The following is a 20,355-nucleotide window of genomic DNA, read 5'->3' on the forward strand; positions in this document are numbered from 1 at the left end:
TTTAATTTAAATAAATTTGAGCTCTGAAATTTTTCAGGGCTTTTTTTATGATTTACATTCACATTCCTTTCTGCAAACAAAAGTGCAGCTACTGCAATTTTCATTTTTCTACATCTTTGAATTTTAAAGATGAAATGCTGGGTGCGATGAAAAAGGAAATTTTCCTTAGAAAAGATGAGCTTCAGAATAAAAATATTCAGTCGCTTTATTTTGGGGGCGGAACTCCTTCCGTGCTTTCAGCAGATGAAATTAAATCGTTAATTGATGAAGTTTTAAAACATTTCAGTTTCAAAAATGATATTGAAATTACATTGGAAGCCAACCCGGACGATTTAAATACTACTTTTTTGAAAGAATTATCAAAATCTCCGGTCAATCGTTTGTCAATCGGAACGCAGAGTTTTTTTGATGAAGATTTGAAACTGATGAATCGCGCACATAATGCTTCCGAAGCAGAAAGCTCTATTAAAAGAGCGCAGGATTTTGGCTTTGAAAATTTAAGCATCGATTTAATTTACGGCTCACCAACTTCCAATCTTGAAATCTGGAAAGAAAATTTAAATAAAGCCGTTGCGTTGGAAATTCCGCATATTTCTTCTTATGCTTTAACGGTTGAACCTAAAACTGCTCTGGAAAATTGGGTTGCAAAAGGAAAAGTTTCAAACCCAAAAGAAGAAGAGCAGAATCGTGAGTTTTATTACATGATCGATTTTCTGAAAGACCACGGTTTTGAACATTACGAAGTTTCCAATTTTGCAAAGCCCGGATTTTATTCAAGACACAATTCATCATACTGGAAATATCAGGAATATCTGGGAATCGGTCCATCTGCACATTCCTACAACGGAACCGATGTCAGAAGCTGGAATGTAGCCAATAATCAGCAATACATCAAAAAATTAAGCTCAAATAGTTTAGCTAAAGAAACCGAAATTCTTTCTCAACAAGATCAGTTTAACGAAATGATTATGATTGGTTTGAGAACAATTTGGGGTGTTGATCTGGAAAGCTTAAACCAAAAGTTTTCTGAAAATATTTTAGAAAAGTTTACTAAAGAAATTCAAAATAAAATAGAAGAAGGAATTCTTAAAATTGAAAATAATCATCTCAAAATTCCTGAAAAACATTGGTTTATGGCAGACGGAATTGCTTCAGACCTGTTTCAGGTTTAAAAATCTAAAATAACCTAACATTTATTGTAATAAAGTAAGTGTTAGGTTATATGGGAAAATAAAGTCTAATTTATTATTTATTCAACTGAATTACTGAGTTCTTGGAATTCTTTGATAAGTTTATCAGTGTCATCACATATACCATTATAATTATTATCTCCTCCATGACCACCACAGAATTCAGGGTTACTTCCAATCGTCATACAGTTTTCAATATTTTGTTGATAGGTATGCTTTATGTAATCATTTGTTAAATTTGGTGCATTTGGTGAGAATTCTATTATGTTTGTCACCGAAATTGTTGCCAAATTTATAGGAAATGTTTTAACGACATTAGCATAGATTCTGTTAAATTGTAGTGAATTACTTGACTGTCCAGCTGGGATAATTACATATTGATTATCAATTGTAGTTGAGCCTTTCTTGATCGTAATCCATACCATTCTATCATAAATACTTGTATCTGTTGTTGTAGCAACATATACATATGTTTTTCCACATGCTAAAGTTCTTTCTTCAACCAAATATGCAGTTATCTCTTTTGGATTTAGCTCAGGTATATTTTTTGAGGATGTATTTAAATTAGAATGATTTAAAGAGTTACTTAATGTTAAAATTGTATTAAGATTAAATTTGGCTTGCTCATCATAGTTTTTTGTTTTGTCATTTTCAATTTGAAAATCATTTATTTTGTCAACTTCACAAGATTGAAGGCAAAATAATAAAATTGATAAGTAAAAAATGTTTTTTTTCATAAGAATTTATGTTTTGTTATTCAAAAATACAAATTATTTCAATATGTAATTGTTTTATTGGAAAAATATTTATCGCTGGAATACAGTTTGAAGATGCATAAAGATTTTTGATAACAACAACTTTAAAATGTTATTAATTCTTTATTTTTGCATTAAATTTCAAAGCGTTTGAAAACTAAAAAACAAGATTATTCGCATCTTTCGCCAAAGCAGCCTATCGGAATTTTTGATAGCGGAGTAGGCGGTTTAACGGTTGCCAAAGAGATAAAAAGACTTCTTCCGAATGAAGATCTTATTTATTTCGGAGACACAAAACACCTTCCTTACGGAGAAAAATCGAAAGAAGCGATTATAGGATATTCTACAAAAATTTCTAATTTCCTTTTAGAGCAAAACTGTAAAGCGATCGTCATTGCCTGTAATACCGCTACAGCAAATGCTTTGCAGGAAGTGATGGAATCGGTTGCCGGAAAAGTTCCCGTGATTGATGTCATCAATCCTGTTGCTGAAAAAGTGGCTTATGAAATTCATAATAATGTAGGAGTAATCGCTACAAAAGCAACGGTAAATTCAGGGCTTTACAAGAAAAGCATCCGAAAGCATAATAAATTTATCAAAGTTGATGAATTGGCGACTCCGCTTTTGGTTCCTGCGATTGAAGAGGGTTTTAAAAATCATCCGATTACACATTCTATCATTTACAATTATCTTAGTAATGCCAAATTGAAAAATATTGAAACATTGATTCTCGGTTGTACTCATTATCCTCTTTTGATTGATGAGATCAAGCAATATTACGGAAACCGTGTTCGTGTTATTGATTCGCCGAATATTGTAGCCAATCATTTAACGATTATTTTAGATAAATATCACCTTTTAAATGACAATAATCCGAAGCCGACTTACAAATTTTACCTTTCGGATATTACCAAAAATTTCGAAAAAATCTCTAAAAAATTCTTTGGCAAAACAATTGATTTAGAATTAAAAGTATTATAAAACGAAAGAGACTCAAAATGAGTCTCTTTTTTATTCTGTAGTGTCGTTAACTTCAGTTTCAACTTCTGCTTCTTGGTTTGGTTCATAAAAACTGAAACTCACATTTCCGTATTTTCTGGTGTATTTGAAATTCGGATGATCCAGCTTTAACCTGCTTTGATGTTCTACGATCAAAACTCCGTTAGGTTTCAGATATTTATTATTTAAAACTAATGAAATCAATTCCTGGTATTTTTTTTCTTCGGTTTCAAACGGAGCATCTGCAAAAACAATCTCGTAAGATTTATTATTTCTAAATTTTTTAAGCCAGTCATAAACATCGCCACGTTGTGTACTCACTTGCAAACTCATGTCTAGTTCTGCTGCGGTCGAATTAATGAAAGAAGTATGTTTCGGATTCATTTCAACCGAAGTCACATCTTGGCAACCTCTCGAAGCAAATTCTAAAGTGATAGAACCAATTCCCGCAAAAAGATCAAGAACGGAAATCGACTGCATATCGTAAGTGTTTTCCAAAATACTGAAAAGCGCTTCCTTCGCAAAATCCGTCGTTGGTCTTACATCAAAATTTTTGGGAGCGGCTATTTTTTTTGCTTTCCATTTACCGGAAATTATTCTGTACATAGATGTGGGGGTGTTAGATGTTGGGTGATGGATGTTTACTGCTTTTCGCTAATATTTTATGTAAGTTTGTTTCTAAAAGCAATGATGTGATTCATTAATTTATAGGCAAAATTGTAACAATCTTGAAAATCATTTTCATTGATGTAATTTCTGTTTTTTGCTTTATAAAGGCAAGTTACAACTTCTGCAATTGATCGTATTGAATATCCTAAAAATCTTTTGAATTCTAAATTACTTTGTAAAATGCTTCCTTCAGAAATATTTAATGCAATTGAATCTGAAGCTCTTCTGATTTGTGATGTGAGATTATATATTTCTTCTTTTGGAAAGTATAGCGTTATTTTGAAAACCGTTTCAGCAAAATTCATAGAATCCTGCCAAATAATTAATTTTTCAAATTTAAAACTCATAAAAAAATATTCTCAATAATTTAACATCCATCATCTAGCATCCATCATCAAGCCAATAAAAAATTCTTATTCGGAATATTATCAAAAACTACTTTTAGATGTTTCACAAACTTCTGAAGCTCTGAAATGAATGTTTCGTTTTCTGTGGTTTCGCCATATACATAAAAATTGGTATCGTTGATCCCAAAACCGATTTTACTCAAGGTAAACATCACAAAATAAAGGAAATCTACTTCTGAATTAACATCCAGATTATTATAAAGGATGATTTTTTTATTGGAAATCGCAAAAAACTCACACTGATTATGGTAAAGATTGATGTGAATTTCTTTGTTATTCTTATTATTGATCGAGTTTAAAAACTTTTCTCCCGAAAAATTAAACTTCACCGGAACCGAAAGATCTTTTATTTTATTGTAAAATTCTCTTGGAAAAGTATAATAAAACTGCAGCTTAAATTTTTTGTTAACAGAAAGCATCAGTTCCTCATTTTCTTTATCAACAGGCGCATTGAAGGCAATCAGATCATATCCCGCATCGTGGTGTTCAAAACCTTCCGGCATCAAAGTAAAATGATTGAGCGCAGAAACTACAGAGATCTCGTCGTAACGCTGTTTAATCAGTACATCGTCTAGTTTTGCTGCAATAAAATTCTTCGGCGATTCTTCGTCTACGAAATAAGACTTTTCCTCCAAAACACTTTTATTTTTCGTGATTTGGTAGATCAGCCCGTCTTTGGTAAAAAGTAAGTTTAGTACGTTCATATTACAATTGTTGCAAATTTAGTGAAATTCTACCATTACCGCACCCGATTGATGATGAAGTATTTCCTTATTGTAAAAATCCAGTCCGGTTTGGCTCTCAAGAACGTCAAAAACCATTCTCTGTAAAGTTCCGTCGCCGATTCCGTGTACAATTTCAAGCTTCTTCAAATGATTTTTTCTGCAGAAATTAATGGTCTGGATTAATTTTTCCTTTTGTAGAAATAATCTTTCGAAACTATCGTAATCATGCGGATTTTTAACCAGATTTTCAAAATGAAGATCTAAAATTAAAGGATTTTTATCATGCTTTTTAGAAATTACTTTTTTCGGTTCTGCTTTTTTTATGATTTTAATATTTTCATAGATTTCAACATTTTTTGGAACCAGCTTTTCTTTCGGATATTGATACGTAAAGCCATATTCGTCTTTAAAAACTACAATATTTCCGTTCACCGAAGTAATCACTCCGCCTAAATCTTCATCTACTACCGAAACTTTATCGCCTATTTTCATTTTTATTAAACACTAATTAACACAAATTTTCAGCACAAATTTCCACAAATTTATTAGTGTTATTAGTGAAAATCATTAGTGATATTTGTGTTTAAAACTACACTTTTGGTCCTAATTCAATCACAGCCAAATCTTTTATTTCTTCGCCATCAATCACAAACTGCATCATCGTTCTCATTTTATGCCAACCTTGTTTTCCGCAGGCTCCCGGATTTAGATGTAATAATTTATTTTTATCATCATACATTGCCTTCAGAATATGAGAATGCCCTGAAATAAATAATTTCGGAATTTTTTCTGAAATTTCTTTCTTGGCTAAAGGAGTATATTTTCCGGGATAACCACCAATATGAATCATTAAAACTTCTACATTTTCACAATAAAAACGGCTCACTTCAGGAAATTCAGAACGAATTTTTGCTCCGTCAATATTTCCGTAAACTCCTTTTAAAGGTTTGATCTTCTCAAGCTGTTCTATAATTTCAAAACTTCCAAAATCTCCGCAATGCCAGATTTCATCAGCCTGTTTCGCATAATCTAAAATTCGGTCGTCAATATAAGAATGAGAATCGGAGAGGAGGAGAATTTTGGTCATTATCTTATTGTTCTTTCTGTAATATTTTCGTCATATTTTTCTTTGAAAATTGTAAGACGTTCAGGATTTAGTTCACCATCGTTTGTAAGAACTTTTTCTTTCAAAAGCCATTTTATAAGTTTTTCCATAGCTTTTTTAGAATTCATGAAGTTTAAAATTTTAGAAAAATCATTAGATTCTACTTTTATTTTTTCCGTTAGAAAATTCAGGATATAGTAATCATCTTCTTGATATCGCAATGTTTCATTATCCATATATCTATAAAGTAATATTTCATCTTCATTTTTCAAATTATAAAACGAATATTCACCCATATTGATTTTTTCAGCTTTTAGGATTGGTTTTCCGTCAAGCAAAACTTTATCATTTTTAATTTCAACTTCCTGAGTAATGTAAAAATTAAAGCTCAATGCTAATAATGTGAATGTTAATAATTTTTTTGTAATCATTTTAAAGGTATTTTCTGCAAATATAAAAATGCTAATTGTTATAATCAGATTTTTTATAGAAGCAATTTATTTTTATTTAATAATAACTATTCGCAAATTGAAAAATTAATAATCTTGAATTGATTAAATTTGAGAAAATTTTAAAATAATGAAGCAAAACTTCTCTTTACTCTTTCTTCTTTTATCTTTACTCGCATTCGGCCAGGTTGAAGAAAAAAAACTGGATGAATTAATTCAAAATACCTTAAAAACTTTCGATGTTCCCGGAATGTCTGTTGGCGTGATTAAAGACGGAAAAATGATTTACTCTAAAGGTTTTGGAGTACGTTCGTTAACAACAAAGCAACCAATGGATGACAACACTTTAGTAGGAATCGCATCCAATTCCAAAGCTTTCACTTGTGTGGCTCTGGCGATTTTAGCAGATGAAGGAAAGCTGAACTGGGACGATAAAGTTTCAAAATATATTCCTGAATTTCAAATGTACGATCCATATGTTTCTCAAAATGTAACGATCAAAGATTTGGTGACACACAGAGCTGGTTTAGGATTAGGACAAGGAGATTTAATGTTTTTTCCTGAAGGCGGAAATTTGACGGTGAATGATATTGTACATAATGTAAGATATTTAAAACCTGAAAACCCTTTCAGAACGACTTTGGATTATAACAATATCATGTTTGTTGTAGCCGGAGAAGTAATTCACAGAGTTTCAGGATTGAGTTGGGCAGATTTTATCGAACAGAAAATTATGAAGCCTGTCGGAATGACCTCAAGTTTCGGAAGCTACAACAGAGCGAAAGCGATTTCCAATAAAATTGATGCTCATGCTCCGATTGACGGAAAAGCAGTTGCCGTTCCTCACGACTGGAACGAAACCGCCAATGCAGCAGGCGGAATCATGAGCAATATTAAAGACATGACGACTTGGGCAGAATGTCTTTTGAATAATTTTACAACCAAAGACGGGAAAAAATTGGTTTCAGATAAAAATATTCAGCAGCTTTGGAGTTTACAGATTCCAAGTGGAGTGGCAATGAAAAATCCTTATGATACAAGTTTTTACGGATACGGTCTGGGTTGGTTTTTAAGTGATGTGAAAGGTCATAAGCAAATTCAGCACACCGGCGGATTGATCGGAACGGTAACTCAGTTTACTTTAATTCCGGATATGAAACTGGGAATTGTAGTTTTAACGAACCAACAATCTGGAGCAGCTTTCAACACGATTACAAACACAGTAAAAGATTCTTATTTAGGAATTGCCGACAGAAACTGGCTGAAAACTTACGGTGACAGGATGCAGAAAGTGGAAGCAGAATATGACAAACAAAAGAAAGAAGCTTTTGCTAAATCTGAAGCTTTCAAAAAAGAAAAAAATCTTCAGCCTAAACCGGAACAGTTTATCGGAAAATACAACGATCAATGGTTTGGTGATGTAGAAATTACACAACAAGGAAACGTTTACAGAATTTCTTGCAAAAATTCGCCGAGACTGAAAGGTGAACTGTTGCCTTTTTCAAACAATACCTTTATCATCAAATGGGACGACAGAAGCTATGATGCAGATGCATATATTATTTTTAATTATAATGAAAATGGAAAAGCAGAATCTGCAAGGCTAAAGCCGATTTCAGATATTACCGATTTCAGCTTTGATTTTGAAGATCTGGATTTGAGAAGAAAGTAATATAGATTAATGAATATAAAAAGAGGCTGTTTTCGCAGCCTCTTTTTTGTTAAATTATTTCTTAATGAATTTCTTAGTGATTTCTCCGGTTTTTAGAATGTAGTTTCCTGAAGAAAGTTGGCTTACATTGATATAATTTCTTTCCAATGTTCCTGAATTGATTACTCTACCCGTCATATCAAATATTTTATATTCTTTTGATGGAGCGTTGTAAATGTTTAGTTTATCAATCGCAGGATTGGGGTAAATTCTTATTTCTTTTTGGCCAATTGAGCTGAGTTCTGAAACAGAAAGATTAGCTAAATCAACTTTAAATATAGCACTGGCAAAGAAATCTGTAATGTACATGATGTTATTGTACATTAATAATCCTGAAGGGTAATCTAATAAATGAGACGTTACAGCATCAGAAACTGTTGGATTAGCTGCAGAGGTGCTGATTTTTGAAATTTTTGAAGCTCCTGCTTCCGCTATAAACAGTTGTTTCCCATCTGAAGCAAGACCTGAAGGATAACTTAATCCTTGAGCAATTACAACACTTGTCGCAGAGCTATTATTTAGTTCAAATCTTATAAGTTTTCCTGTAAATCTTTCAGTAATGTATAGTTGGTTATCAACGACTTCAATCTCAAAAGGGCTAGAAACATTAACAACGTCTGTTAATTGAGGTGAAGACTGAGTTACATCTATTTTAGAAACTTTATTGTCTCCTTCAAGAGCTATGTATAAATCATTTCCGATAAACTCAAGGCCAATAGGGCTGTTTACATTAGATAATACGGTTTCTAAAACTGTATTTGTGTTTGTAAGATTTACTTTAGAAATTTTATTGCTGCCGAATTCTGAAATATAAAGCATATTATCTTTTATTGCTAGTCCGTAAGGTCTGTTTACTCCCGTTACTACATCAATTGGAGGAATATTGGGATTTGCAAGATCAAACTTTACAACTTTATCAGAATAATAGTAACCAACATACAAATCGTTACCATCTGTAATCATTGGATTAGGAGTAGTTAAATTTTCTTGAAATGCACTTATTGAGTTTTGCGAATAAGTTTTGCTTCCTAATAATAAAAAGAAAGTGACCAGTAAATAAATTTGTCTGTACATAATAAGAATGTTTAAATTATACTTTATTTAGAATAAATAAAATTTATACAAACTTAATTGTTTTATTCGCAATGTCAAATTGTGCATTCGGTTGCAATCAAAGAAAGGTAAATAACAAAATAAAGATGTTGTTATTAATCAGTTTTTGAAAAAAAATAGTATAAATATTTTTGTTGAAAATGAATTAAATTTTCCCCGGTTCATAAAAGAAAAGAAGCTTTTTATTGGCTCCGTCAAACTGCGACCAAGAATCACATTCTATTTGAAAGCCTGCAACACCGCAAGTAGGAAAATGGAAAACATCCTCAGAAATAGAATTGGCAAAATTGGAAATGCCGTTGTTATGAGAGAAAAATGCAACAGAATCTAAATCGTCGTTCAGATCATAAATCACAGACTCGAAATTACTTTCAGAAGGATTGTAGAGTTTCTCATCAGTTCCGAAAGTCAGGTTATAGGCTTGATTAAAAATTTTGCAGGTAGACAAAGCTCTCACTGCAGGACTCGAAATAAAATAATCAATTCCTATGTTGTTGTTTTTCAAAAATTTAGACATTTTCAGGGCATCCACTAAACCTTTGTCTGCCAAAGGTCTGTCGAAGTCGCTGGTTTCTTCGGGCCAGTCACTTTTTGCATGTCTTACGAGGATGAGTTGTTTCATAGTCTTGAGTTTGGATAAGATAAAATTAAACAAAAATTAACGATAAAAAACATGATTTATAAAAAAAACTGTGTTAGGAATATAATGAGTAAAATTTCTTAAATTTGCAGACTTATGGGACAGATCATTGCTATAGACTATGGAAAAGCACGTTGTGGTATTGCTGCAACCGATGATATGAAGATTATTGCAAGTGGTCTTGATACTGTAGAAACCCGTTTTCTGATCGATTTTTTAAAAAAATATTTCGCTGAAAACAGTGTGGAAGCAGCTGTAATAGGTCTTCCGATAGACCTGAAAGGGAATGTTTCAGAAGTGGAAACCGATATTTTAGGGTTTATAGAAAACTTTAAAAAAGAATTTCCGCAGATTGAAGTTCATCGTTTTGATGAAAGATTTACCTCAAAAATGGCTTCGTTTTTTATTTCGCAAAGCGGAAAAAACAAAAAACAAAGACAGCAAAAAGGATTAATAGATAAAGTAAGTGCAACTATCATATTGCAGAATTTTTTAGAACAAAAAACAAGATGATTTTACCAATTAGAGCTTTTGGAGATCCTGTTTTAAGAAAAACGGGAAAAGAGATAGACAAAAATTATCCGGATCTGCAAGAACTGATCGATAATATGTTTGAAACGATGTACAGTGCAAACGGTATCGGTTTGGCAGCACCGCAGATCGGTTTAGATATCAGATTGTTTATCGTAGATGTTACACCTTTGGCGGAAGATGAAGATTACGAAGATATCGCCGAAGAGCTGAAAGATTTTAAAAAAGTTTTCATCAATGCCCAGATTCTTGAAGAATCCGGCGAAGAATGGAAGTTTAACGAAGGCTGTCTTTCGATTCCGGATGTAAGAGAAGATGTGAAAAGAAAAAGCACGATTCTTATCGAATATTATGACGAAAATTTTGTGAAGCATACCGAAACTTTTTCCGATATTAGAGCCCGCGTAATTCAGCATGAGTATGATCACATCGAAGGTACGCTTTTCACCGATCACTTAAGTGCTTTGAAGAAAAAGCTGGTAAAAGGAAAACTTACAAAGATCACTCAGGGAGATGTATCGATTGGCTACAAAATGAGATTTCCAAAATAATTTAAACTAAGAAATATATTATTATAAAAAGCGTTATAGCTTTTACTGAAATTAAAAAAATAAAATTATGCTGTTAGAAAAAATAATTTCAATCTCTGGGAAACCAGGTCTTTACAAATTGGTATCGCAGTTGAAAAACGGATTTATCATTGAAGAAGTTACTACCAAAAAGAAGGTAAGCATCGGTAATTCAAGCCAGGTGAGCTTGTTAGATAATATTGCAATGTTTACTTTTGATAAAGAGGTTCCTTTGTTTGAAGTTTTTGAAAATATTGCTAAAAACCATGATTACAAAGAAACGATCAGTCATAAATCTTCAGAAGCAGAATTGGCTGAGTTTATGGTTGCATCTCTTCCAAACTATGATACCGACAGAGTTTACAATTCTGATATCAAAAAACTCGCTCAATGGTACAACATTCTTCACAAAGCAGGATACATCACTCCTGAAAGTTTTGTAAAAGCAGAGCCTGAAATAGTAGAAGGCGAAGCTTCAGAAGAAATAAATGTTGAAAAAGAAGCTCCTAAAAAAGCTCCTAAAGCTGAAAAACCGGCAACTCCGAAAGTAAAAGCAAGTACAGGAGCTAAAGCAGCTACGAAAAGTACACATAGAAAAATGGGATAATTAGTTTATCTTAATTAATATAAAACCTTGTCAGCAATGATGAGGTTTTTTTGTTTTTAAATATTGGTTGCAAATATTTTGGTGTTTCACTTGATGAATGTACATATTCTAATTGCTTGGTTTGAAGTTGGAGCGACGCAAAGACGCAAAGTTTAATTTATAAACACTGATCTTTAAGGCGCAAGGATTTTATCAGAGATAAAATTGGTTGAAAATCTTTGATTTTCTTGCGCCTTATCAATATAAAACTTTGCGCCTTTGCGATTGTCCAACATTTCTTTAAAAACAAAAGAACATTAATCCGTAAATTTGCTGTATCGTAATTTTTAATATCAGCTAAATTTTTGTAACATTTAGTACTATATTTTTATTTTTTGAATTTGCGTCCATCAACTAGCAACTAAAAACCATCAACTATTAACAACTTATGAATACCAGACAGGAAAAACTCGAAGCTTTTGGAAGACTTTTAGATATTATGGATGACCTTCGTGAAAAATGTCCGTGGGATCAGAAGCAGACGCTGCAAACGCTTCGTCATTTGACTTTGGAAGAAACGTACGAACTTTCTGATGCGCTTTTGCAGGAAGATTTAACCGAAATAAAAAAAGAACTTGGTGATGTGCTTCTGCATCTGGTTTTTTATGCTAAAATAGGTTCAGAAAAAGGAAGCTTTGATATTGCTGATGTCATTAATTCTTTAAATGAAAAGCTGATTTTCCGTCACCCTCATATTTATGGAGATACCGAAGTGAAAGATGAAGAAGAAGTAAAGCAAAATTGGGAAAAACTAAAACTGAAAGAAGGAAACAAATCTATTTTGGGCGGCGTTCCGAAAGGATTGCCAAGTCTGGTAAAAGCGTATAGAATTCAGGATAAAGTAAAAGGAATTGGTTTTGAATTTCACGATGCTGAAGATGCGTGGAAAAAAGTAGATGAAGAAATCAATGAGTTTCATGCAGAAACCGATTCAGATAAAAAAGAGCAGGAATTGGGAGATGTATTTTTTTCTTTAATTAATTATGCTCGTATTTCAGGTTTAAATCCTGATTCGGCTTTAGAAAGAACCAATCTGAAATTTATTTCAAGATTTCAGAAAATGGAACAGCTTGCAGCTGAGGCAGATTTAAAATTAGCTGATATAACTTTGGAAGAAATGGATGTTCTCTGGGAAAAAGCAAAACGTTCAGAATAAAATGAAAGTCGATCATCCTGTACGAAACCGATTTCAATATTTGATTGAAATAAAGAAAACCGAACGGAAATGGCATTTCCCGTTTCTGGCTGCATTATGCATTGGTATTCCGCTTTTGCTGGGCTGGTTTTCAGGAAAACCGAATTATGGAAGTCTTTCAAGTTTGGGAGCGTTGACGATTTTGTATTTTACAACGGCTCCAATCAGTCAGCGAATGATTCATTTGGCGGTTTGTGCTTTTGGGATCATATTTTCTTTTACCATCAGTCTGTTTTTTAGTTTTAATATTTATACAGCGGCATTATCTTTTGGGATTGTCTCTTTTCTGTCGCATTTTATAACGTCATATTTTAAAATTCCGCCGCCGGGAAATTTTTTCTCATTATGCTGGCTGCAATGGCAAGTACGTTTCAGTTTGATCTGGAAATGATTCCGATAAGAGTTGGGTTGGTAACGATGGGAGCCATTTTATCTTGTTCATTAGCTTTTCTTTATTCTGTTTTTGTTGAGAAAAGTGAGGTGGTGAATTTTCCACGAAGAGTTTTTAAGAAGAAAAGATATACGAAATTTGTTGAAAGTACAATCATTGGTTTAATTATGATGCTGACTTTAATTGTCGGCCATCTTTTGAAATTCCAGAACACGTATTGGATTTCCATTTCTACCGTTGCGATTATTCAGGGACGAAATTTCGAGCATGTGCGACAAAGAAACATGCACCGTATTTTCGGAACTTTCATTGGTCTGGGTTTAGCATGGCTTATTCTTCTTTTTGATCCCGAAAAAATTATAATGATCGGAATTATCGTAGTTTTACAATTCGTTGTTGAGTTGATGATCGTAAGAAATTACGGTTTTGCCGTTATCTTTATTACGCCGCTTACTTTGCTTTTGGTCGAAGTGGGAAGTACCGTTCATCATCAGGTTGAAAATTTAATGGAAGCAAGATTGCTCGATACCATTATCGGAAGCTTGATGGGATTGGCTGCAGGTTTTTTTCTTCATCATCAACAAATCATCAACCGATTAGAGAAAAATATCAGATATTCTTTCTTTCAGTTTAAAAAATTGAAGAAATAAAATATTCTGAACCATTAAAATGATTTAAGGAGTAAGAAATTTTAAGGAAATATCTGAGATGTTCGTTAAGAATAAGCTCCGCTTAATTCAGGTTTATCTGAAGCTTAAGAAATCTTACCCACTGAAATAACTTAATGTTTAAATTTGACTATTGAAATTATCTTCTATTTTTAATTTTAAAAAAAAATCAGTCATGAAATTAACCTACATACTAGCTTTGTTTTTATTAAGCTGCAATCCGAAAGCTCAGGATTCGGTAACAAAATCGCAGGAAGATTTGAAAACAGAATTTTCACTTCCCAAAAAGCTGAAAGAAGTTTCAGGAATTGCTCTTTCGCAAGACCAGAAAACGATTTGGGCGATTGAAGACGCAGGAAATAAAAACGTAGTTTACGGGCTTAACCGACAAGGCGAATTGGTTAATGATATATTGGTAGAAAATGCTGAAAATAACGACTGGGAAGACATTACAAAAGATGCTTCCGGAAATATTTACATCGGAGATTTCGGGAATAACGAAAATGACAGACAAAATCTTTCCATCCTAAAACTAGATTTAAAAAATGATTCTCAGAAATCTACAAAAGTTATTCAGGCTACTAAGTTTCATTATCAAGGACAGACTGAGTTTCCTCCAAAAAAATCTAACTTACTCTACGATTGCGAAGCGTTTGTAGAAAAAGACGGAAGTTTTTATCTATTTACAAAAAACAGAAGTAAAGGTTTCGACGGAACTTTTCTTGTTTTCCAGATTCCGAATAAAGAAGGCGATTTTGAAGCGAAATTAGTTGGAAAACTGAAGCTTGAAGGAGGTTACAGTGATGCTGCAATTACATCAGCTGCGATTAATTCTAAAAACGAAATTGTACTTTTAACGCATAAAAATATTCATGTACTTTCAAGATTTACGGCGAATGATTTTAATTCAGCAAAAATTCAGAAAATATCTCTTAATCACAACTCCCAAAAAGAAGCCGTGGTTTTCGTTGATGATAAAACCTTGCTGATTGCTGATGAAAAGGATAAAAAAGAAGGTGGGAATGTGTATAGATTTGAATTTAATTGATAGTGTTGCTGTAGTACTTTAAAATTTCAAGATTTTCTTCTTGTCGATTAGTTTTATGGAGAAGCTTTAAAATCTCAATAATTATTTCCTCTTGATTTTTAGTTTTATCTTGGGCAATAAATCCATTTTTTAAAATCTTATTTGAAAAAAGAATACTGAAATTATATGAAGTCCCATCAATATAAACGTCTTCAATTCTTTTGTAATCGCTTGTTGAGAGTGATGTAATTAAAATTCTAAAATATTTTAAATCCTCATCTCTCAGATTTGCAAGATAAGATTTGATAGGTTTTCTTTGACTACTGAAAACATCTGTTTTTCCGTCTTTTTCTGGAGGCGCTGGTGGCTCAGGAAAGAAGGGATACATTGGTCTGAAAACAATATATTTTTTTTCAAAATTAATAACCACTTCAGTGTTTTCTTTCAATGAAGGTTGAAAGTGGAAAATCAGTAGTTCGGGATTTACAGATATAGTTTTCCCAATTGCCTGCGATTTATTCTCTAGCTTTGAATCGTAAACAATAAATAGAACAACGACTAAGGTTAAAGCGAAAAATAATAAATAAATCTTTTTCATAGCTCTAGGAATTAATCAACAATAAAAGGTCGATGACCTTAGAAACTCAATCCTACACCACCCGAAATTCTTCCGCCATCTTCACCGATAAAATAATCGAGTCTTGCAGAAAAAGTTTCGAGAATATTCATCCAAAATCCTCCACCGACTCCTTGATGCCATTTGTCTGATTCTTCTTTATCAATCCACACTCTTCCGACATCGTAGCCAACTAAAATTCCCATATTGACAGGGACGATATTGTTTTTCACACGACCAAAATCCCAACGGATTTCAGAGTTGTTTACAAAATAAGATTTTCCGGCAAACCTTTCGTTTCTGTAAGCGCGCATTGCGTTATTTCCGCCGATTGCTGCAGCCTGGTAAAATTCAAAATTATTGTTGTTGATAATCATCGCATTTGATGAGTTGGCAAAAACAAATCTTCCTTGTTTATCGATTCTTCGGAACAGGTTTAAAGTTCCTTTAAAAGAGGCAAAATTCTGGTTGAATTCTGAAAGGTTTGCTTTCCAGCCTGCATTTAAGATCATTTCCAGGCCTAAAGTAGGGAAAGCATTGTTGTCAAAATTTTTAAAACTGAAAGTATAATTAGCTCCTGCAAACTGTTGCCCGTTAAAAACTTCAGGATTCACTTCCGGAGAAACTGCAATAAAACGATCGTCATTCATTTGTACTTTCGAATGTTCAAAATTTAACTGGAATTGGTGTTTAAGATTCAGCCAGCTTGTTTTTGAAATGGACGGAGCAAATTTAAACTGAGAAATACGCACTCGGTTAAAGTTTCTTTCCACTTCATCTTTTTCATACACCGTCTCATTACCCAAACCAAAAAATGTTCTCGCAAAAAACGGAGTGGTGTAGGTTGCATCAATTCCGGCATCCCATCCTGCGATTGCTTTTTTGAAAACTCCTTTGTAACCGACATTAAATCCGCCTGTTAAAGTATAATAATTCGCACTGATACTATGTTTTTGGGTAAAACGGTCACGAATAAAATTATTCACCGTGTAATTAGCCACAATCCCCAAAATTACGCCATCATCAGGATTGTAATTTGCCATCGGATAACCCGCAAAGAAATTATATTTTGGGTGTTTCCAATTATAAGTATTTACATCATAATCATCGGTAATGCGTTTTGATGCACCTTTTGTTTCGTAAGTATTTTTCTGGGATTTAAAATCATAGATCTTTACGTTTCTGCCGTTTGAAACATTGTAAACATCGTGGTTGTAACCTCCGATTAATCTTATATTGGTCTTCGATTTTCCGTCGCCCGAAACTTCATAGATGTCGTCATCATCTAAACCGTAGATCCAAAGCTCTTTGGTGTTTTTTCCGTCGTACGATTTTTCAAAAACGAGATCTTCGGTTTTATCTTTATTAATTTTAAACTGCTTTACGTCAACTGAATTTTCATTTTTAACGATTACAAATTTGTCTTTGTCTAAAGTTCCCACCAACGGAACTTTCTCCTGCAAAATGTGATAATATTCCACTGCATTTGCATCAATTTTTTCTTTTCTGAGTTTCAGTTTTCTCTGGATATCGGCAATGGTTTCATCCTGAACTTCTTTCGGAAGATTTTTAAACGCATTATCGATATCTGCATCGGTAAGATTTTGTTGAATAAATTTTGCCTGCTCACTCCAGTTTTGTTCGGTAGAATTTTTTAAGAAAATCAGATCTAGAGGATAAGGTTCCATATTTACCCAACGCACATTTTTTATTTCATCCTTAAAAGATTTCATGTGGCGGATCATCGGAATATTCATAATAAAGAAGAAAGCAGCTCCGTCATAATTGCTGAAAGCCTGATCTCTGTCTCTCGGGATCGGTTTGTAAATAACCTTATCTCCTTTTTTATATTCTGCCCATTTCCATTGGTCTTCGTGTCTGTCCCAATCGCCGATCAGCATATCAAATATTCTTGCCCGGATGTACAAATCCTGATCTACAGAATATTTGCTGTCTTTTCGCATATTTTTCAGAACATCTGAAGTTGAGACAATGTCTGAAGCATTATCCAGCGACTGCAAAGTTTTGGGATCCGAAGAAAAGCGTTCCTCGATCATATATAATTCATCACCGTAATTTTGGTTGTACTTTCCTAAAGATTTTTGTTTTGGGATGTAGTACAATTCAGGATTGCTGTGAAAAATATCAAGTTTGTCGATCATATTATTGACCGCAAATCCTGTAAAAGGATGATTGGTCGTATAAAAATCGAGTAAAAATCTTTCAGGAAAAGTATTGTTCAATTCATTTCCGAAGTCGTTTTTCTTAAAAGCCTGAGCGTTGAGAAAACGTACTGCACTTTTTTTGATTCCGCGCATTACAAATTCCTGTCCGTCGTTGGTTTTCAGACGAAGGCTGTTCGATTGGTTTCCGCCGCCTTCCCTGAAAGGGGAATAACCGGGATTCATGTCTGCAAGATCCTTAGTTTTTGCATTAATAGGAAGTGCGTAATATTTTCTGTAATGATCCCCCCAAAGCCAACGGTAAATTTTTCCTTTTTTAGTCAGCTTTTCAGCATAAATGGTGGAAGTATAGGTTGCAGGTATCGAGCTTGGAAAATTATTTTCAAATATTTTAGGCTGCGGAATGACAGAAATCTGCGTCAGTTTTTCCAATTTATTATTTTTTGTTGAAAAATATTCAACGTCTGAACTCAGATCTTTTCTTAAATTTAAAACAGCAAAGCCGCTTCCGCCGTAAGAAAAATCAGTTTTATTGACAATTGTTGCGGGATCAGTTTTTGAACCGGCTCCGCTGATGATTTGCCTGATATTTCTGTCTGCATGATACTGCAGATTATGATCGTGTCCTGAAACAAAAATTACATTTTCTTTATCCTGAACAATACTTTTTATCCTGTTGGCAAAATCTGCGTAATGTCTGTTGCTGATGTCTTCCATACTCGCTCCGGAAGAGCTTCTTAATGTTGTAAGAACAGTGGCAACTCCCGGAATGGGAACTTTTCCGTTGAATGCTGAAAGATGAGACTTTGCAGCATTAAATCCGGCATGAACTCCCGAACTGATTACCGGATGATGAAGCGCAACAATAATTCTTTTATCCTGATTTTTTGTAATTAAATCTTTGAATTCGGTGTAAAGATCATCTCTGGTTTTGATTTCACAGCCTTTATTAATTCCGGGATGCTTGTCCCAATTAATTAAAGCCCATTCAGAATCAATAATAATAAGCTTGATGTCTTTGGTTAAATTAATATCATCAATCGGGCAGGAATTTTTAGGAAGGAAAGATTTTTTATCGTTAAGATATGTTTTTACAAATTCTTCCTGTGCTTTTAGACCACCTAAACCGTGATACCAATCGTGATTTCCGGGGATAACCAAGGTTTTACCTTTAAAGTTTTTGGTAATTGCCAATTGGTTTTCCATTTTTTCTTTAGCCAGAGGATAATTTTTGTCGCTTTCTTTCGGCATTCCTAAAGGATAAATATTATCGCCTAAAAATATCAACATCGAGTTGCTGTTGGCAGAATCTATTTTGTTTTTAAGAAAATTTAAAGTCTGCTGTGCCTGAATTTCTTCTGCATTTCCGGCGTCACCCACCAGGAAAATCTGGAAATCATTTTCATTTTTCAGTTCAGATTTTGATATTTCATGCAAGTTTTTTCCTTTTTTTACGTTGTAGGTAGCACAAGATAAAAGAAGTCCCGAAAGCAAAAGTGTTTTTCCAGCCGGTGATATTTTTTTTAAATAAGATTTAAAGGATAAATTCATACATTTACATTAAGAAAAATTCTGTGATGAGCACCTTAGACAAAGCTAAAAATTATGTTGAAAACTTATTCAAAGATAAACTATCTTCTGTTTACTTTTATCATAATTTTATCCATACCACATACGCTGTTCAGAAAGCAGATGAAATCATAAAGCATACCAATCTTTCTGAAGCAGACAGAGAAAAAGTGTTGCTTGCATTATGGTTTCATGATGTAGGGTTTACAGATTGCAATGCAGAAGGCCACGAAGAAAGAGGAGCTGCCATAATGAAAGATTTTCTTAAAAAAGATAATTTTTCTGATGAATATATTGATGAAGTTAAAAGACTGATTCTTTCTACTGAAAAATATCATCAGCCTCAGGATCTTTTAGAAATGATTATGAAAGATGCAGATTTCAGCCATTTTGCCAGTCCGTTTTATAATGATTCGGCAGAAGCTTTGCGCAAAGAATGGGAACTGACGGGAGGAATGTGTTTTTCTAATGATGAGTGGAACGAGATGAATGTAGATTTTCTTAAAAACAAACATCGTTATTTTACAGATTATGCCAAAGAAAACTGGGAGCCGCTTAAACTGAAAAATGTAAAAAAACTGGAAAAGAAGATGGATAAAGAAGAGAAGCCCAAAAAAGAAAATTCAGATAAAAAAGAAAAAGACCAGAAATCTGACAGAAGTGTCGATACGCTTTTCAGAGTTACGCTAAATAATCACACAAGACTGAGCGATATTGCAGACAGCAAAGCCAATATTTTGCTTTCAGTCAATGCGATTATTATTTCGGTCTGCCTTTCTGTTTTGGTTCCGAAATTAGATACTCCGAAGAATGCACATTTGATTATTCCTACATTTTTTCTGTTGGTTTCAAGTGTTTTGACGATCATTTTTGCCATTCTTTCTACAAAACCCAATGTTACGAAAACCAATTTTACCAATCAGGATATTAAGGACCGTAAAGTAAACCTTTTGTTTTTCGGAAATTTTCATCAGATGGAGTTTGATCATTACCTGAACTCGATGCATGATCTCATTAAAGACCGGGATTATATCTACGATTCTATGGTAAAAGATCTTTATTTTCTGGGAAAAGTTTTAGACAGGAAATATAAGCTACTTTCGGTGACTTACCAGATTTTTATGGCAGGAATTATAATTTCTGTATTTGCTTTCGGATATGCTTTTTTGACGCTTTAAAGTTTTTTTAAAGATAGCG

Annotated in this window: 22 protein-coding genes; 11 read left to right on the top strand and 11 right to left on the bottom strand. The window is 33.3% G+C overall.

The genetic code is table 11. The features are described 5' to 3' along the window. Positions 1 to 47 precede the first annotated feature (47 nt). Positions 48 to 1,172, top strand: a complete 1,125-nt coding sequence (gene hemW, locus AB4Y90_RS00240) for a radical SAM family heme chaperone HemW (protein ID WP_441555161.1) — start codon at positions 48 to 50, stop codon at positions 1,170 to 1,172. Positions 1,173 to 1,249: 77 nt separating this feature from the next. On the opposite strand, the gene AB4Y90_RS00245 is transcribed toward hemW, so the two are convergent. Beyond that, a complete protein-coding gene (locus AB4Y90_RS00245; RefSeq protein WP_441555162.1) occupies positions 1,250 to 1,927 on the bottom strand; it encodes a hypothetical protein in 678 nt (225 codons plus the stop codon). A 168-nt stretch (positions 1,928 to 2,095) separates the two neighbouring features. On the opposite strand from AB4Y90_RS00245, the gene murI reads away from it, so the two are divergent. Continuing rightward, positions 2,096 to 2,926: a glutamate racemase gene (murI, locus tag AB4Y90_RS00250; protein ID WP_433978791.1), complete on the top strand. Its 831-nt coding sequence runs from the start codon at positions 2,096 to 2,098 to the stop codon at positions 2,924 to 2,926. 30 nt (positions 2,927 to 2,956) lie between these two features. Here murI and rsmD read toward each other — a convergent pair whose 3' ends face one another. The 6 genes from rsmD to AB4Y90_RS00280 all read right to left on the bottom strand — a co-directional run bounded on the left by rsmD (position 2,957) and on the right by AB4Y90_RS00280 (position 6,281). Further along, positions 2,957 to 3,550, bottom strand: coding sequence for a 16S rRNA (guanine(966)-N(2))-methyltransferase RsmD (gene rsmD / locus AB4Y90_RS00255; RefSeq protein ID WP_441555163.1), 594 nt, complete (start codon positions 3,548 to 3,550; stop codon positions 2,957 to 2,959). 56 nt (positions 3,551 to 3,606) lie between these two features. Then, entirely contained in the window at positions 3,607 to 3,960 is a 354-nt protein-coding gene (locus AB4Y90_RS00260) for a four helix bundle protein (RefSeq protein WP_441555164.1), read from the bottom strand. Between the two features lie 47 nt (positions 3,961 to 4,007). Then, positions 4,008 to 4,724, bottom strand: a complete 717-nt coding sequence (locus AB4Y90_RS00265) for a DUF3822 family protein (RefSeq protein WP_441555165.1) — start codon at positions 4,722 to 4,724, stop codon at positions 4,008 to 4,010. Positions 4,725 to 4,742: 18 nt separating this feature from the next. Next, complete coding sequence (locus tag AB4Y90_RS00270) at positions 4,743 to 5,237, bottom strand: Smr/MutS family protein (RefSeq protein ID WP_441555166.1); 495 nt, start codon at positions 5,235 to 5,237, stop codon at positions 4,743 to 4,745. A 97-nt stretch (positions 5,238 to 5,334) separates the two neighbouring features. Next, positions 5,335 to 5,832, bottom strand: a complete 498-nt coding sequence (locus AB4Y90_RS00275) for a metallophosphoesterase family protein (protein WP_441555167.1) — start codon at positions 5,830 to 5,832, stop codon at positions 5,335 to 5,337. Beyond that, positions 5,832 to 6,281 carry a hypothetical protein gene (locus AB4Y90_RS00280; RefSeq protein ID WP_441555168.1) on the bottom strand — a complete coding sequence of 150 codons (450 nt, stop codon included), beginning with the start codon at positions 6,279 to 6,281 and terminating at the stop codon, positions 5,832 to 5,834. The genes AB4Y90_RS00275 and AB4Y90_RS00280 overlap by 1 nt, the downstream gene beginning before the upstream one ends. 148 nt (positions 6,282 to 6,429) lie before the next feature. On the opposite strand from AB4Y90_RS00280, the gene AB4Y90_RS00285 reads away from it, so the two are divergent. Further along, complete coding sequence (locus AB4Y90_RS00285; protein ID WP_441555169.1) at positions 6,430 to 7,971, top strand: serine hydrolase; 1,542 nt, start codon at positions 6,430 to 6,432, stop codon at positions 7,969 to 7,971. A gap of 54 nt (positions 7,972 to 8,025) precedes the next feature. Here AB4Y90_RS00285 and AB4Y90_RS00290 read toward each other — a convergent pair whose 3' ends face one another. Then, entirely contained in the window at positions 8,026 to 9,084 is a 1,059-nt protein-coding gene (locus AB4Y90_RS00290; RefSeq protein ID WP_441555170.1) for a T9SS type A sorting domain-containing protein, read from the bottom strand. A 184-nt stretch (positions 9,085 to 9,268) separates the two neighbouring features. Further along, the gene (locus AB4Y90_RS00295; RefSeq protein WP_441555171.1) at positions 9,269 to 9,745 is read right to left on the bottom strand and encodes a SixA phosphatase family protein; all 477 of its coding nucleotides are present in this window, start codon (positions 9,743 to 9,745) and stop codon (positions 9,269 to 9,271) included. Between the two features lie 114 nt (positions 9,746 to 9,859). On the opposite strand from AB4Y90_RS00295, the gene ruvX reads away from it, so the two are divergent. From ruvX to AB4Y90_RS00330, 7 genes are all read left to right on the top strand, one after another. Continuing rightward, complete coding sequence (ruvX, locus tag AB4Y90_RS00300; RefSeq protein WP_441555172.1) at positions 9,860 to 10,276, top strand: Holliday junction resolvase RuvX; 417 nt, start codon at positions 9,860 to 9,862, stop codon at positions 10,274 to 10,276. Beyond that, positions 10,273 to 10,845 carry a peptide deformylase gene (def, locus tag AB4Y90_RS00305; protein ID WP_441555173.1) on the top strand — a complete coding sequence of 191 codons (573 nt, stop codon included), beginning with the start codon at positions 10,273 to 10,275 and terminating at the stop codon, positions 10,843 to 10,845. Before ruvX ends, def begins: the two co-directional genes overlap by 4 nt. 67 nt (positions 10,846 to 10,912) lie before the next feature. After that, positions 10,913 to 11,470: a DUF5606 family protein gene (locus AB4Y90_RS00310; RefSeq protein WP_441555174.1), complete on the top strand. Its 558-nt coding sequence runs from the start codon at positions 10,913 to 10,915 to the stop codon at positions 11,468 to 11,470. 427 nt (positions 11,471 to 11,897) lie between these two features. Beyond that, positions 11,898 to 12,665: a nucleoside triphosphate pyrophosphohydrolase gene (mazG, locus tag AB4Y90_RS00315; protein WP_441555175.1), complete on the top strand. Its 768-nt coding sequence runs from the start codon at positions 11,898 to 11,900 to the stop codon at positions 12,663 to 12,665. 1 nt (position 12,666) lies between these two features. After that, positions 12,667 to 13,095, top strand: a complete 429-nt coding sequence (locus AB4Y90_RS00320; protein ID WP_441555176.1) for a hypothetical protein — start codon at positions 12,667 to 12,669, stop codon at positions 13,093 to 13,095. Beyond that, entirely contained in the window at positions 13,050 to 13,745 is a 696-nt protein-coding gene (locus tag AB4Y90_RS00325) for an FUSC family protein (RefSeq protein ID WP_441555177.1), read from the top strand. The genes AB4Y90_RS00320 and AB4Y90_RS00325 overlap by 46 nt, the downstream gene beginning before the upstream one ends. Positions 13,746 to 13,938: 193 nt before the next feature. Beyond that, on the top strand, positions 13,939 to 14,811 hold the full coding sequence (locus AB4Y90_RS00330; protein WP_441555178.1) for a hypothetical protein: 873 nt from the start codon (positions 13,939 to 13,941) through the stop codon (positions 14,809 to 14,811). Here the strand turns inward: AB4Y90_RS00330 and AB4Y90_RS00335 are convergent. Both AB4Y90_RS00335 and AB4Y90_RS00340 read right to left on the bottom strand, forming a co-directional pair. Then, on the bottom strand, positions 14,804 to 15,388 hold the full coding sequence (locus tag AB4Y90_RS00335; RefSeq protein ID WP_441555179.1) for a hypothetical protein: 585 nt from the start codon (positions 15,386 to 15,388) through the stop codon (positions 14,804 to 14,806). The genes AB4Y90_RS00330 and AB4Y90_RS00335 overlap by 8 nt on opposite strands. 38 nt (positions 15,389 to 15,426) lie before the next feature. Further along, positions 15,427 to 19,140, bottom strand: a complete 3,714-nt coding sequence (locus AB4Y90_RS00340) for a metallophosphoesterase (protein WP_441555180.1) — start codon at positions 19,138 to 19,140, stop codon at positions 15,427 to 15,429. Positions 19,141 to 19,166: 26 nt separating this feature from the next. Here AB4Y90_RS00340 and AB4Y90_RS00345 point away from each other — a divergent pair, with 26 nt between their 5' ends. After that, complete coding sequence (locus AB4Y90_RS00345; protein ID WP_441555181.1) at positions 19,167 to 20,336, top strand: Pycsar system effector family protein; 1,170 nt, start codon at positions 19,167 to 19,169, stop codon at positions 20,334 to 20,336. The last annotated feature ends 19 nt before the right edge of the window (positions 20,337 to 20,355 follow it).

It is taken from the genome of Chryseobacterium sp. 2TAF14 (assembly GCF_052115105.1).
Lineage (GTDB): Bacteria > Bacteroidota > Bacteroidia > Flavobacteriales > Weeksellaceae > Chryseobacterium.

Coding starts and splice junctions, on each gene's coding strand:
- AB4Y90_RS00285 (WP_441555169.1), top strand. CDS start 6,430: ATGAAGCAAAACTTCTCTTTACTCTTTCTTCTTTTATCTTTACTCGCA.
- AB4Y90_RS00275 (WP_441555167.1), bottom strand. CDS start 5,832: ATGACCAAAATTCTCCTCCTCTCCGATTCTCATTCTTATATTGACGAC.
- AB4Y90_RS00245 (WP_441555162.1), bottom strand. CDS start 1,927: ATGAAAAAAAACATTTTTTACTTATCAATTTTATTATTTTGCCTTCAA.
- ruvX (WP_441555172.1), top strand. CDS start 9,860: ATGGGACAGATCATTGCTATAGACTATGGAAAAGCACGTTGTGGTATT.
- AB4Y90_RS00325 (WP_441555177.1), top strand. CDS start 13,050: ATGCTGGCTGCAATGGCAAGTACGTTTCAGTTTGATCTGGAAATGATT.
- def (WP_441555173.1), top strand. CDS start 10,273: ATGATTTTACCAATTAGAGCTTTTGGAGATCCTGTTTTAAGAAAAACG.
- AB4Y90_RS00265 (WP_441555165.1), bottom strand. CDS start 4,724: ATGAACGTACTAAACTTACTTTTTACCAAAGACGGGCTGATCTACCAA.
- AB4Y90_RS00295 (WP_441555171.1), bottom strand. CDS start 9,745: ATGAAACAACTCATCCTCGTAAGACATGCAAAAAGTGACTGGCCCGAA.
- AB4Y90_RS00330 (WP_441555178.1), top strand. CDS start 13,939: ATGAAATTAACCTACATACTAGCTTTGTTTTTATTAAGCTGCAATCCG.
- AB4Y90_RS00345 (WP_441555181.1), top strand. CDS start 19,167: ATGAGCACCTTAGACAAAGCTAAAAATTATGTTGAAAACTTATTCAAA.
- hemW (WP_441555161.1), top strand. CDS start 48: ATGATTTACATTCACATTCCTTTCTGCAAACAAAAGTGCAGCTACTGC.
- AB4Y90_RS00280 (WP_441555168.1), bottom strand. CDS start 6,281: ATGATTACAAAAAAATTATTAACATTCACATTATTAGCATTGAGCTTT.
- AB4Y90_RS00340 (WP_441555180.1), bottom strand. CDS start 19,140: ATGAATTTATCCTTTAAATCTTATTTAAAAAAAATATCACCGGCTGGA.
- mazG (WP_441555175.1), top strand. CDS start 11,898: ATGAATACCAGACAGGAAAAACTCGAAGCTTTTGGAAGACTTTTAGAT.
- AB4Y90_RS00320 (WP_441555176.1), top strand. CDS start 12,667: ATGAAAGTCGATCATCCTGTACGAAACCGATTTCAATATTTGATTGAA.
- AB4Y90_RS00335 (WP_441555179.1), bottom strand. CDS start 15,388: ATGAAAAAGATTTATTTATTATTTTTCGCTTTAACCTTAGTCGTTGTT.
- AB4Y90_RS00310 (WP_441555174.1), top strand. CDS start 10,913: ATGCTGTTAGAAAAAATAATTTCAATCTCTGGGAAACCAGGTCTTTAC.
- AB4Y90_RS00270 (WP_441555166.1), bottom strand. CDS start 5,237: ATGAAAATAGGCGATAAAGTTTCGGTAGTAGATGAAGATTTAGGCGGA.
- rsmD (WP_441555163.1), bottom strand. CDS start 3,550: ATGTACAGAATAATTTCCGGTAAATGGAAAGCAAAAAAAATAGCCGCT.
- AB4Y90_RS00290 (WP_441555170.1), bottom strand. CDS start 9,084: ATGTACAGACAAATTTATTTACTGGTCACTTTCTTTTTATTATTAGGA.
- AB4Y90_RS00260 (WP_441555164.1), bottom strand. CDS start 3,960: ATGAGTTTTAAATTTGAAAAATTAATTATTTGGCAGGATTCTATGAAT.